Raw genomic sequence first — 13380 nt, forward strand, 5'->3', positions numbered from 1 at the left:
CGGGTTATGTGCCTTGTCCATTGAAGAAGACATCGATCGTGCTGGGAGCTCCGGCTAGGCTGGAGCGGTAAGAAAGGCGTGTATATTTGAGGAAACGCTGGGGTACCAGCACATCCACGGAGCCTGCCAAGATCCCCGTAACCGTGGTCACGTCTGTGTACCAGTTCGATCCGTTGGCACTGATTTCCACACGCGCATCTACACGATTGGCCCCCGGGCCCCTGTTGTATACAAAGAAGGAGTAGGTGCCAAATACACTGGTTGTAACCGCTGGCAGAGGAGTAAAAGTGTTGGCAGTGGGTGTATTGATCAATTGGGTTTCCTGAAAGCTCTTCTGGGATATCGACGTTACGCTGCTCAGCGTTCCTGCCGTGATCGTTGCACCAAGTACGCTGGTAATCGTTCCGTTCAGCAAATTGGTCAAGGTTCCTGCTGTAATGGTTGCGCCGAGTACACTAGTGATGGTACCGTTCAGCAGGTTCGTTAACGTCCCGGCGGTCACGGTAGCCCCAAGTACACTGGTGATCGTTCCGTTCAGCAGGTTAGTCAACGTTCCTGCAGTAATCGTCGCACCCAGTACGCTCGTGATTGTACCATTAAGCAGATTCGTTAGTGTTCCGGCGGTGAGTGTTGCGCCCAGAATGCCGGTGATTGTACCGGCCGTTATGGTGGCACCAAGCACATTGGTGATCGTACCGTTTAGCAAGTTCGTTAGTGTTCCTGCGGTTACCGTTGCGCCGAGTACACTGGTTATAGTTCCGGCAGTGATCGTAGCACCGAGTACACTCGTGATCGTACCATTAAGCAAGTTCGTCAAGGTTCCTGCTGTAACAGTAGCCCCAAGCACGCTGGTAATCGTTCCGGCCGTAATTGTCGCGCCGAGCACATTCGTAATCGTACCGTTCAACAGATTGGTCAACGTACCTGCCGTTATCGTTGCGCCGAGTACGCTGGTAATCGTACCATTGAGCAGGTTCGTCAATGTTCCTGCTGTCACGGTGGCTCCTAACACGCTGGTGATTGTTCCGGCCGTAATCGTTGCGCCAAGCACACTCGTAAGGGTACCGTCAAGAAGGTTGGTAATCGTGCCTGCATTGATTGTGACCGTTGTCAAACCTGAGATGTTACTGATCGTTCCGTCCAGAATAATACCGACGATATTCCCGCTCGTATCCGTTCTGACGGGCTGGGCCGTACCGGTATCGTCCTGACCAAAGATCAGGGTCCGCAGATTGTCCGGATTCGTGTTAAACGTTGTGAAGTTAGGCATGAGCCTCGTCCTCCTCCCTGGAATCTATCAATGTTATTTCACCTTAGGGCATGCGTTGTGCCTGAAAGTAAACATCCAACCTCGTCGGTTGTCCCGGTTCCACCGATTGAATAACAAGCCGGGTATACCGAAGGAACCGTTGCGGTACCAAGGCCTTGGTTTGGCCTCCCGCAATCACCTCCTGGCTGTCCACCGCATAATCCACTGCATTGGGACTAATCTGGATCTGTACAAGAGCCGGATTTTGGCCCCGGTTCACAATGCCATATGTGTACATGCTGAGTGATGATGTATCCTGAGCAGGAAGAGCACTGGTGGAACTGCTGGTTTCGGCCCCAACATACGTATGCTCTGTAAAACAGTGAGTAGCACCAGGGAGTTTCGGGTGTGAGGGATGATCCTGCTTGACCCGGGGACGAGTAATCCGGTAACAAGGAGGTTTCAGCAGTTTAGCGCGGCAGGAACGGCGGGAGCGGCGGCGACTTACATATTTGATTGGTCGTTTCAATCTTTTCTTGCTTCGCTTCGCTGGTCGACTCATTTCGATTCCCCTTAAAAAATGTGCTCCCGCATCGTATGCCCTAATTCAAAATACGGGCACGGCATCCGCCGCTATTTCCGGATTTGCCATTTAAGCCCCAAACGCTTCCTTTATCTTGAACATACACTGCAAGTACAAGGAATTGAGAATACATGTGTATGTCAAAAGCAAGTTTATTGATATTGGAGGTGGGTGAGATCACGAACTATAACGTATTCAACCAATCCAACGGTCCTCTGTTTACCCAGCTTACAAATACATTTTCCGCCCCCGGGATCGAGGCTTCCGCAGAGAGCGGTGCTGCGGCTGCGGGGAGTTTCTTCGCATTGACTACTAACAATACCGCAGTTCCTGCCAACCAAAACCTTCTCCTGCAAATTCTCAATGCCGCTGGCAGTGGCAGAACTTTGCGGATTTCAAGAATATCAGGCGGAACGACAGCAGCAGCTACGCTTGTTGTATATTCTGGCGGGACTGTTTCCACTTCAGGAGGAAGCACTCCCGTTCCTGTTAACACATTGCTTGGAAGCACGAACGCCAGTGTGGTCACCACAAGACAAAATACAGGCACGCTGGGTGGTGCGTTTACAAGCTTGCTTAGTGTTCCGATGACCGCAGGCATGTACAGTCTAGAGTTCAATGGATCCATCATCGTTCCACCGGGACAAACGCTATCCGTTAGTGTGGGTACAGGCAATCAGACAGCAGCCATTAATTTGTCCTGGTGGGAATTCTGATTCATTGCCATGAAGGAAGGAAAGGGGAGTGGGCACCTTGCCCAACCATAATGTATTTAATCCACTAACCCAGCCCGTTTATACTTCCAATACGAATACCTATACTTCTCCTGGCATTGTTGCGCCACCGGAAAATGATGCAGGGACCTCGGGAAGTCTGTTTAATTCAGGTACAACCAACTCAACCACCCTCGGGTTATTGGGAGGAACTGTGACCGCTACCGTCCAGTTGGCCAACCCCGCGGGCAGTGGCAGAACACTGTATGTGTCTAGACTCTTCGGCGGAATTACAGTTTCCCTCAACCTCTTGTCTTCTTTCAGCGGTTCCATGATCCTTAGTGCCAATGGAACGCTGGCCTCGCCCAGTACACTAATACCTGTGAACAGCAATCTGTCCAGCGCCAACGTCAGTGTTGCAACGGTGCGATTCTCCACTTCCGCTCCATCCGGGGCAACCTCGCTAATGTCGATGCCTTTGCAGGCGGGGCCCTTTTCATCCAATGTTTTTGGCAGTTATGTCGTTCCGCCAGGTCAGTCCATTAATCTGACGGTCAGCGGTTCCCTCTCCGTCGGTGGTCTGCTTGCTTCCACTGCCTATTTCGCTTGGTGGGAGGTATAATCTACCCCTCCTCAAGAAGAAAAAGCCGCTCTCCGGCAAATCGGAAGCGGCTTTTGATTATTTTTTTGCACCAGAATTACTGATGTTATATGTGTTCCTGCCGGACAGCACCCAGCGATTTTTGGCCACCCCACAAAACACGCTGCAGCAATATACCTGCAAAACCAATAGCAAACGTCGCAATACCAATGTATTGAAAGGTAAGACTTGGCCCTGTGGCACGAATTAAGGCACCTCCGGCAAGCGGGGCAACAACAAGAACGATGCTGGACAGAGAATTTTGGATGCCGAAGACGCGCCCTACATAGGCAGGAGGTGTCTCCTTTTGCAGCAAATAATTCAGCGTCACCATAGAGAGGCCGTTTCCGAGACCAATGCACAGCCCCCACACGATGACCCAAGCATCCGGCGTGAAGGGAGCTACCCCTCCTAGGGCAGCAATACCTACCCCAATAAGGAGAAAACCTCCGCCCAGTCCCCAGCCATATCCGATTCGCGGCAGCCGGTTCAGCAGCAGAATCATGATGACTGCACCTGCACCAGCCGACGAGCCGAGCCACCCGATCAGGGCCTCATTTTCCGGTTTAATGCTGCGAAACAGCGTCGTAAACTGGTAATCAATCATGAGAATGGCCATTAAGCCAAAACACCCAAATAGGATGGTGCTCAGAATGGGCCGACTGCTGCGTATGAAGCTCCATCCTTTTGCCCATTGTGTAAGCACAGATTCATTTTCTGCCTTAGTCTGCCCAAGCGTTTCATCCACTTCTGAGTTTTCTGGCTGTTCCGTTATACGTCGTAAAGGCCATAATACCAAACCAGATAATAGACGGGTGCAGGCATTGATGACAATGCAGATCTGGGGTGAAAATACGGCCAGGATTACCGCACCCAGCAGCGGCCCAGCCACCTTGGAGCATTGTCCAACAAAGCCGTTAAGCGATGATGCCTGAAACAGATGCTCCTCTGCCACCACTTGACGTGTCAGCGCCTGTTGGGCCGGAATGTGGAATACACCCATCATGGCTCGCAGGGCCAAAAGTGGAAGCAGCAATGCCGCGCTGGGGGCAAACAGGATGGCCAATGTCAGTACAACGGTGATCACATCACAGAGCATCATAATCTTTACTTTGTCCAAACGATCCGCAAGCGTACCTGCGACCGAGCCCAGCAGTATGCCCGGGACAGCCATACATACCGGAATAAGCGCGATGATTAGTGGATCGGCACCCCACCGATATGCAACCATCACCTGGATGGCGAGTGCATCGAACCAGTCCCCAAAGGTCGCGAGCGCGTATGCGATAAACATGCGGACAAACTGAAAATTACGCCATAAGCCTTTGGATGACGTTTTGGACGGATTGGATGATTCATTGGAAATGCTAGTCATTATGTAGTAACCCTCCCTGATTACAGCCGTAGTGGTCTGTGTGTTCCATGGCTGTAATCATACGGGAGTTATATCAGAGGAAGATCAGAGGCTGGAGGAAACATGGATAAAAAAGCCCGGATTTCATCCGTAATCTGCTTTCCATATTCAGGAACCCCAAATTCTTTGGCGATTTCCGTGTAAACTTGACGATATTTATGAAGCAGACGCCCCTGGATACGGTGATGTGCCATGAACAACAATACTTGATGCGCAGAATTTATATATAACGGTGCGTTGAGGCTCATTTTCAGCACATCCAGCCCATCATCGATTCTTGGCTCTGCTTCACGGATCCGCCCTTGCCTCAGCAGCCATAACCCTTCCATCACCTGAAATCGCCCGATCTCACGCAAATATGGTGCATCCTTCAAGCCTGATCGTAATGTGCTCATCTGCTGTTCCACCCTCTCACCACTGCCGCCCCAAAGCTCTACGTACAATTCCGACAGTGCTACGGGAAGCTTGAAGTTGACCAGGTTGTCTGTCTCAATGACATGATATGTTTCTGCCAGCTGCGCTTTGGCCCGTCGATATTGGCCCACCTCTGCATAAACCTCCACAATATTCAGGATGCGGAGCTCTCGAAGCTGATCCGTGGACAAAGCCGATGAGCCCAATGCCCGTTCATACAACTGTAAGCTTTCCTCTGGTTCAATCAGGGCGTGTACAAAAATCAACAGCCAGTACACACGCTCTTCAAAAGGTATTTCCTTCGTTGTGATCAGCCATTCCAGATCTCCCTGAATAAAGCGGATATACAATTGATAAAACGAGTCAATCTGAATGCCGAGGGCATCCTGCTGATGAATCAGGGTTAGCATCGAGCGCCCCTGCCCAAACAAATGATATTTGCGGAACAATCCATGGATCACTTCCCGCATCTCCAAATCCTGCGTGGAGGGGTTAGAGGGCAGTGCTGTCCTATTCGCCTGGATGGTGAGCCGGTAACCATAGCCGCGTACGGTATCCAGCGAAATCTCTTCCCAACGTTTCAGTTTCTTGCGCAGCCGATACACATGATCATCCACGGTGCGTTCAACCGGATACTCCAGCGGCCATACCCGGTCCAGCAGCTGGCTGCGTGTAAATGCTTTTTCCTTGTTTTCGTATAAAAAATAAAGAAGCGCAAATTCCTTCGCCAGCAGTCGGATGGAATCGGTACGCCGGGTTACGGTATATGTGCCTTCATCAAATTGCAATGACATGCTTGGTCCTCCTGTGCAAACTTGCTAATCCTAATGGTTTGGCGTCACTTCGTATTTCAATATAATCTTGTATTCATTGACATTGAAATCAATGTACCACAAAAAACCTTTTGCGAGCACGCAAAAGGTTTTTGTATGATCCAACCCTATATCCCCCTGTACCTAACCAAGTACAACGCGGTCGTCCGCCATCTTTTTGCCGCTGATGCGCTCGAATTCGACGAGCAGCTCGGGCACGGTCAGTGTACGCTTACGCTCTTCACTGACGTCCAGAATGATTCTGCCTTTGTCCATCATGATCAGACGGTTGCCAAGACGAATCGCTTGCTCCATATTGTGGGTGACCATTAAGGTGGTCAATCTCATCTCACGTACCAACGTTTCGGTCAGTTCCGTGATCAGTTCGGCACGCGCAGGGTCAAGGGCTGCGGTATGCTCATCCAACAGCAAAATCTGCGGCTGGGTAAAGGTTGCCATAAGAAGGCTGAGCGCCTGGCGTTCCCCGCCTGAGAGGAGACCCACTTTGGCGTTAGGACGCTTATCGAGTCCGATCCCCAGCTTCTGCAGCTGGGCATTGAAAATCTCCCGTCTTGCCCGGGTAACCCCGAAGCCAAGTCCACGTCCTTTGCCGCGTTTATACGCCATGGCCATATTTTCTTCAATGGACATATGCGGAGCGGTTCCTGCCATCGGATCCTGGAATACTCGACCGATCCAGCTGCTGCGCTTATGCTCAGGCAGGTTGCTGATGGAACGATCATTAATCAGCACATCGCCCATATCTGGCTTCATTACGCCTGAAATGATATTCATCAACGTGGACTTCCCCGCACCGTTACTGCCGATGACCGTTACGAAATCCCCTGGATTCATCGTTAGATTCACGCCAACCAGAGCTGTCTTCTCGTCGGTCGTTCCCGGATTGAACAGCTTCGTCACATGTGAAATTTGCAGCATGGTTACATGCCTCCCTTCATTTGCTGGCCCGATGTTCGCAGAAGCTCTTCGGTTCGTTTACGAGCAAGACTCTTCTGCTTCATGGAGCGCTGCATGGTCGGGAAAACAAGCGCAATGATGACAATCACCGCGGTAATCAGTTTCAGATCAGAGGTATCAAACCATTCGACCTGCAGGGCAAGCGCAACAACAATCCGGTAAATAATCGATCCAACGACAGCCGCGAGTGTTGCCCAGAATACCGTTCTTGCACCAAGAATGGCTTCACCGATAATAACAGAGGCGAGTCCGATCACGATCATACCAATTCCCATGGTGATGTCTGCGAAGCCGGATTGCTGTGCAATAAATGCTCCGGACAAGGCCACAAGCCCGTTGGACAAACTAACGCCAACAATGGTGGTCACATCCGTGTTTGCGCCAAAGCTGCGGATCATGCGTTTGTTGTCACCAGTTGCGCGCAGTGCCAGTCCGATATCGGTTTTCATGAACAGATCCAGCATAATTTTAAACACCAGCACCACGATGATGATAAGCACCATGACATGTTCACCCGAGAATGGATTATCCATACCCATGATGGATTTATTCGGTGCACCCAGGATACGCATATTAATCGAATAGAGGGCGATCATCATCAGAATCCCGGACAACAATCCGTTAATTTTGCCTTTGGTATGCAGCAGACCGGTACAGGCCCCAGCTACCATTCCTCCAGCCATTGCCGCCAAGCAGGCGAGCCAAGGAGAAAAGTCATTGGAGATCATAACCGCCGCGATTGCGCCTCCTGTTGTGAAACTTCCATCTACGGTAAGATCGGGAAAATCGAGAATACGGAACGTAATATATACGCCAAGTGCCATCAGGGCATATAACAGACCGAGCTCTATTGCCCCTTCAATTGAATTCCAACTTATACTCACGCTACTTCCTCCCTGTCTATCGAAAAGAATGAGGCGAACCAACTGCACGTCCGCCTCGCATCCGTACTGCCGGGTTGTCGTCCGGTCAGATTATTGAATAATGTTGTTGTCCTGGTCCTGCACTTCAGCCTTCATCTCATCGGTTACCGTAATTCCTTGAGCCTCAGCCGCTTTAAGATTCAGGATTAGATCGAGCTTGTCCGGAACAGTGACTTTCATATCGCCAGGCTTCGTACCATTCTTCAGAATATCTGCGGCCATTTCGCCGACCTGATATCCGTGGTCATAGTATTTGAAACCTACGGTTGCGAAGGCACCTTTTTCAACGGTATCCCGGTCGCTGGAGAAGAACGGAATTTTGTTGCTGTTTGCCGTTTGAATGATGGTATCCACTGCACTGACAACCGAGTTGTCCAGCGTAATGTAGAAGGCATCCACTTTGCCTACCAGAGAATCCGTTGCCTGTTTGACTTCAGACGTATTCGTAACTGGGGCTTTCACCAACTTGATGCCATGTGTCGCCAGCGCTTTTTCCGCATTGTCCGCCATGACAACGGCATTCGGTTCACCCTCGTTAATGACCAAACCAACGGTTTTGATGTCCGTCATGTATTTGGCAATAAAATCAGCCAATTGCACAATCGCCTCCGGATTTGTATCCGATGCACCGGTTACGTTGCCACCCGGTTTATCCATGTCACTCACCAATTTGGCACCAAGCGGGTCAGTGACCGCTGCGAAGAGCAATGGTTTTTCTTTTACTTGTTGAGCCAGAGCCAGCGCAGATGGGGTTGCAATCCCGAGAACCAGATCATTTTTGGAATCCCCTGCGATCTTCTGGGCGATGGACAGATTGTTTGTTGAATCACCCTGGGCATTATTGTAGTCAATGGTCAGGTTTTTGTTTTCTTCAATTCCCGCTTCCTTCAGAGCCGCAATGAAGCCTTCACGTGTTGCATCCAGGGATGGATGTTCCACAATTTGCGAGATGGCGATACGATACGATTTCTCTGCAGTGCCTTCGCCCGCTGTAGTACCAGATCCTTCGGACTCTGTACCTGTACTGCTGTTATTTCCGCAACCTGCTGCTACGATCATTGAGGCAACCATCATCAGTGACATCCAGAACTTCTTTTTCATGTGAGAACCCCTCTCCATCTTCTAAATGTTGTACCCCTTTTCCTCATCCAAGTGACACGATAGGGCGGGACAAAGCGAACGCTTCAGCGCATTGTTGCTTTTATCGACAAAAGCAGACAAACATAGACGTTCGTCATGCGACTGAAATCCATGACCCGTATTGGTCATTTTGTGTTTCTCTAATATTAAGGTGCGGCCTCTTTCCCGTCAATGGTTGAACCGCTTCCAATTTGGTTTGATCTTCTATGCATGATAGAAAACATTACACAAAACAAAAAAAGATTGTTTCGAGTGATCGAAACAATCTCTAAATGCAAACTAATTCCCCGCAGCTTCGCGGATCTGATATGTGCATTTCTTTCCGCCGTCCGCGTAACATTCGGTACGCTCCACATCCGCCTTCAACAAGGAACGGAACAGCTCGAGTTCACACCGGCAAGCCTGACGATATACATTCGCTACCTGCACAATCGGACAATTCAGCTCGGTTAGCACGTATGAACCGTCCTCTTCTCTCGATGCATCCGCCATATAGCCATTTGCGTTCTGTATGCGTGCCAGCTCCTCCACACGTCCCGCCAAGTCCTGGCCTTCCATCTGTGGTAACTTGCTGCGAAGCAGCTTGTCCCGTCGGCTCTCGAACAACGTATCCACGATGCCTTCACCAGCCGACTCCGTCAGCTCCTCCAGCAGTTCAAGGGTAAGCGACGGATAGGATTTTGGAAAGAAACCATCTCCGCGCGCCGTCAGGTGGTACACCGAAGAAGGACGTCCAGCTGTAGCACGTGCTTCCCGGACTTCAATAAGTCCGTCCTGTTCCAGTGCCGTCAGATGACGGCGAATCGCCATGCCGGTCAGTCCCAATTCGGCAGTCATTTCCCTCGCGGTCATTGTGCCCTGACGCTTCAGCATGAACAGAATCCGTTCACGCGTCGTCATTTCGTCTTCACGCTTCACGTGCAGCACCTGCTCTCCTGCTTATGCGTGTACCGGCGCTGCCTCCCGGCAAGCATCCGAACAAAAGCGGTTATGCGTCTCTTCGCAATCCTCACAGCACACGTGCTGCAGGTTGCAGGTTGGACAATTAATATATCGGTCATGTGTCGTTCCACAGTGATAACAGCTGGCAATGACGATATCTTCATCTGTCCGGTTAATCGGCACGGAGATTCGTTCGTCAAACACATAACATTTTCCGTCAAATAAACGTCCTTGTACTTCCGGATCTTTACCATAAGTCACAATACCGCCGTCCAGCTGTGCCACGTCCTGGAATCCTTCTTTGATCATGAATCCTGTCAGCTTCTCGCAGCGAATGCCGCCCGTGCAGTAGGTAATGATCTTTTTGTCCTTCATGTCGCCCAGATTATCCCGAATCCACTCCGGAAACTCGCGGAACGACTCAACGTCCGGACGAATGGCCCCACGGAAATGACCGATTTCGTATTCGTAGTCATTGCGGCCATCGATAACGATGACGTCTTCCCGTTGCAAATGCTCGTGGAACTCCTTTGGTGAGAGACGTTTGCCGCTAATCACGTTAGGGTCCAGATCTTCGTCCACGCGGAAGGTTACCAGCTCCGCTTTGTGACGAACAAATATTTTTTTGAACGCATGCTCTTCCACATCATCAATCTTGAACACCATATCGCTGAACAGCGGATTGGCGTGCATGTCCTTCATGTATTGCTCCGTTTGCTCCGGTGTACCGGACACGGTGCCGTTAATGCCTTCCGCTGCAATCAGAATGCGGCCTTTCACACCCAGATCCTTGCAGTATTGCAAATGTTCTTGGGTAAACGTCTCGGGGTCTTCAATCTTCACGAACTTATAATATAAAAGCACGCGGTACGCGCTGTTACACATGTGTATCACCTGTTCCTATTCCATGTTGATATTGGCCGGATCATCCGACAAGCCTACAACGTTGCAACCTTGCTCATTAAAAAAGAAAATAAACAGCCGCCCGAAACATCGTCTCGAACTGCTGCCCAACATTCGACTTTTATTCCTGCATTCTAGTTTATCGGAAGCGGAATGACTTAGTCAATATAAATGTATAGAAAGGGATGAAAGTTATGGAACATTTCACCCATAAATGAGTTACATCTGGTAGATATCCGGATTTATTTTAAATTTGAAGAAAAATCGTATTCATTTTTGCCTTCGTATCCATTACACTATGCTCATCATTATATGGCTTACCATTGTAAATCAGGAAAGTACAGTGGACGGGAATAAGCATAACGTGAACATATCTATGAGGAAAATGGGGATGAAATTGTGAGTTTAACACTGTTCAAGAAAGTAAGTATCATCTGGTTGGTATTCCTGATCGGACTGAGTGGTTTGTGGAATAATTTCAGTGTTGAACGGGCGCATGCCGCAGCAGCGGAGCCTTATCTCGGTGAGATCAGATTATTTCCGTACAATGCAACACCCAGAGGATGGATGCCTGCCAGAGGACAAACCATGTCCATCTCTCAGAATAACGCTCTTTACTCTCTGCTGGGTCTAAATTTTGGGGGTGATGGAGTAAGAACTTTTTCACTACCCAATCTAACAAATGTTGCGCCTGATGGCATGAGCTACTACATAGCGATAAACGGAATTTTCCCTTCGCGTGAAGTGAGCATTTATGGTGAGGGACCATCCGTTCTTGGAGAAGTTCGTCTGTTTCCGTATCAGTTTACCCCACCAGGTTGGTTAGCTTTGAATGGCCAAGAGGTCTCAAAGTCCGCGTACAGCGACTTATATCAGATGATAGGCACGACCGATGGTGGAGACGGGAATACCACATTTAAACTTCCGAATTTACCCAAAATACACAACGATATCAAATATGTCATATCCACGGATCCAACCAAGCTTGCCGAAAATGGTACTGGTAACGAGTATTTAGGCGAGATCATTCCCATGCTGGTTAACCTCTCGACTAAACACTGGATTCTTGCTGATGGGTCAGCACTTCTCACTAACCAAAATCAAGCCTTATTCAGCCTATTGGGTACCAGGTTTGGGGGCGATGGTCAGGTAAACTTTAAAGTCCCTAATCTGAACAGCAGTCAATCTGACCTGATCTATTATGTTGCTAACGCAGGAATATTCCCCAGCTTGGACGGTGGGCAACTTCCCGAAGCAATCGAAGACACTTATGCAACCAATCAAAACTCCGCCCTAGTTTTGCCTGCACCAGGTGTACTGTCCAATGATAGAGATGCTTCTGCCGCTATATTGAGAAGTGGGCCGACGAACGGAACACTCGTGATGAATCCCGATGGTTCGTTTACGTATACTCCGAATGCCAACTATGTGGGAAGCGATAGCTTCACTTACAGTGCTTACAATGAATGGGGCACCAGCGTTCCGGTGGCAGTGTCCATAACTATTGAGCAAACTACAGCTCCAATCATTAGCGGCGCAGCTGACGGCGAAATATACAATCAAGCGGTCATACTTAGATTTAATAGTGGTACGGCACTACTTAATGGTGTTCCATTTGCAAATGGCACTGCGATCACGACAGATGGCGATTATACCCTGGCCGTTACCAATAGCCTTGGTACGACAACGATTTACTTTACGGTAGATACCCATCCCCCTGTTGTCACAGGCGTGACCCAAAACGGCGTCTATAACGTTAGTCCCGTAATTACCTTTAATGAAGGAACAGCTACCCTCAATGGTTTCCCATTCAACAATGGGGATTCGGTCCAATCTGAAGGAGAATATGTACTGGTTGTTACCGATCGTGCGGGCAATACCACAACCATCCAATTCAGCGTTTATACGCCGCGAACGATCACGTTTAATAGTAATGGCGGTTCTGAAGTTACAGAACAAACGGTGTCTTACGGTGAGAAGGCTATTGTTCCAGCAGATCCAACCAAAGCCGGACACACTTTCGCTGGATGGTTCACCGATTCAGCCTTGAGTCAGGCTTTTGATTTCAATAATACAACTGTTACTGAAGATATTACGCTGTATGCGAAATGGACGATCAACTCCTACACCGTCAACTTTGACTCTAACGGCGGTACGGCAGTCGATGATCAGTCTGTTCAATACGGAGAGTTGGCGACTGCTCCGGTCAATCCAACCAAAGTTGGACACACCTTTGCCGGATGGTTCACCGATTCGGGCTTGAGTCAGACTTTTGACTTTGACAACACAGTAGTAACTGGCGATCTTACCCTGTATGCCAAATGGACGCTCAACTCCTACACCGTTAACTTTGAATCCAACGGAGGTTCGGCAGCCGATGATCAGTCTGTTCAATACGGAGAGTTGGCGACTGCTCCGGACGATCCAACCAAAGAAGGACACACTTTCGCTGGATGGTTCACCGATTCAGGACTAAGTCAGGCCTTTGACTTTGACAACACAGCCGTAACGGGCGATCTTACGCTCTATGCAAAATGGGCGGTCAACTCCTACACCGTCAACTTCGACTCTAACGGCGGTGCGACAGTCGACGATCAGTCTGTTCAATACGGAGAGTTGGCGACTGCTCCGGACGATCCAACCAAAGAAGGACACACTTTCGCTGGATG

12 protein-coding genes are annotated in these 13380 nt (G+C 49.6%); 3 read left to right on the top strand and 9 right to left on the bottom strand.

Annotated features, from left to right (window positions below):
• Positions 1-4: 4 nt before the first annotated feature.
• Together AB3N00_RS21135 and AB3N00_RS21140 are read right to left on the bottom strand one after the other, a co-directional pair.
• On the bottom strand, positions 5-1270 hold the full coding sequence (locus AB3N00_RS21135) for a DUF6385 domain-containing protein (RefSeq protein ID WP_413036351.1): 1266 nt from the start codon (positions 1268-1270) through the stop codon (positions 5-7).
• A 43-nt stretch (positions 1271-1313) separates the two neighbouring features.
• Positions 1314-1811 carry a DUF6385 domain-containing protein gene (locus AB3N00_RS21140; RefSeq protein WP_413036352.1) on the bottom strand — a complete coding sequence of 166 codons (498 nt, stop codon included), beginning with the start codon at positions 1809-1811 and terminating at the stop codon, positions 1314-1316.
• A gap of 158 nt (positions 1812-1969) precedes the next feature.
• On the opposite strand from AB3N00_RS21140, the gene AB3N00_RS21145 reads away from it, so the two are divergent.
• Both AB3N00_RS21145 and AB3N00_RS21150 read left to right on the top strand, forming a co-directional pair.
• Positions 1970-2548 carry a hypothetical protein gene (locus AB3N00_RS21145; protein WP_413036353.1) on the top strand — a complete coding sequence of 193 codons (579 nt, stop codon included), beginning with the start codon at positions 1970-1972 and terminating at the stop codon, positions 2546-2548.
• 28 nt (positions 2549-2576) lie between these two features.
• Positions 2577-3167 carry a hypothetical protein gene (locus tag AB3N00_RS21150; RefSeq protein ID WP_413036354.1) on the top strand — a complete coding sequence of 197 codons (591 nt, stop codon included), beginning with the start codon at positions 2577-2579 and terminating at the stop codon, positions 3165-3167.
• Between the two features lie 85 nt (positions 3168-3252).
• Here the strand turns inward: AB3N00_RS21150 and AB3N00_RS21155 are convergent, their stop codons facing one another.
• From AB3N00_RS21155 to AB3N00_RS21185, 7 genes are all read right to left on the bottom strand, one after another.
• A complete protein-coding gene (locus AB3N00_RS21155) occupies positions 3253-4560 on the bottom strand; it encodes an MFS transporter (protein ID WP_413036355.1) in 1308 nt (435 codons plus the stop codon).
• A gap of 68 nt (positions 4561-4628) precedes the next feature.
• Complete coding sequence (locus tag AB3N00_RS21160; RefSeq protein ID WP_413036356.1) at positions 4629-5807, bottom strand: winged helix-turn-helix domain-containing protein; 1179 nt, start codon at positions 5805-5807, stop codon at positions 4629-4631.
• A 162-nt stretch (positions 5808-5969) separates the two neighbouring features.
• The gene (locus AB3N00_RS21165) at positions 5970-6764 is read right to left on the bottom strand and encodes an ABC transporter ATP-binding protein (protein ID WP_413036357.1); all 795 of its coding nucleotides are present in this window, start codon (positions 6762-6764) and stop codon (positions 5970-5972) included.
• Between the two features lie 2 nt (positions 6765-6766).
• Positions 6767-7627 carry an ABC transporter permease gene (locus AB3N00_RS21170; protein ID WP_413036603.1) on the bottom strand — a complete coding sequence of 287 codons (861 nt, stop codon included), beginning with the start codon at positions 7625-7627 and terminating at the stop codon, positions 6767-6769.
• A gap of 150 nt (positions 7628-7777) precedes the next feature.
• Positions 7778-8827: an ABC transporter substrate-binding protein gene (locus tag AB3N00_RS21175; RefSeq protein WP_175396842.1), complete on the bottom strand. Its 1050-nt coding sequence runs from the start codon at positions 8825-8827 to the stop codon at positions 7778-7780.
• 318 nt (positions 8828-9145) lie between these two features.
• Entirely contained in the window at positions 9146-9784 is a 639-nt protein-coding gene (locus AB3N00_RS21180; RefSeq protein WP_312884309.1) for a helix-turn-helix transcriptional regulator, read from the bottom strand.
• Between the two features lie 21 nt (positions 9785-9805).
• On the bottom strand, positions 9806-10693 hold the full coding sequence (locus AB3N00_RS21185; RefSeq protein ID WP_413036358.1) for a rhodanese-related sulfurtransferase: 888 nt from the start codon (positions 10691-10693) through the stop codon (positions 9806-9808).
• Positions 10694-11110: 417 nt separating this feature from the next.
• Here AB3N00_RS21185 and AB3N00_RS21190 point away from each other — a divergent pair.
• Positions 11111-13380, top strand: a 2270-nt coding sequence (locus tag AB3N00_RS21190) for an InlB B-repeat-containing protein (protein ID WP_413036359.1), incomplete at its 3' end; no start/stop codon positions are given.

This window comes from Paenibacillus xylanilyticus (assembly GCF_047246825.1).
Taxonomy (GTDB): domain Bacteria; phylum Bacillota; class Bacilli; order Paenibacillales; family Paenibacillaceae; genus Paenibacillus; species Paenibacillus xylanilyticus_B.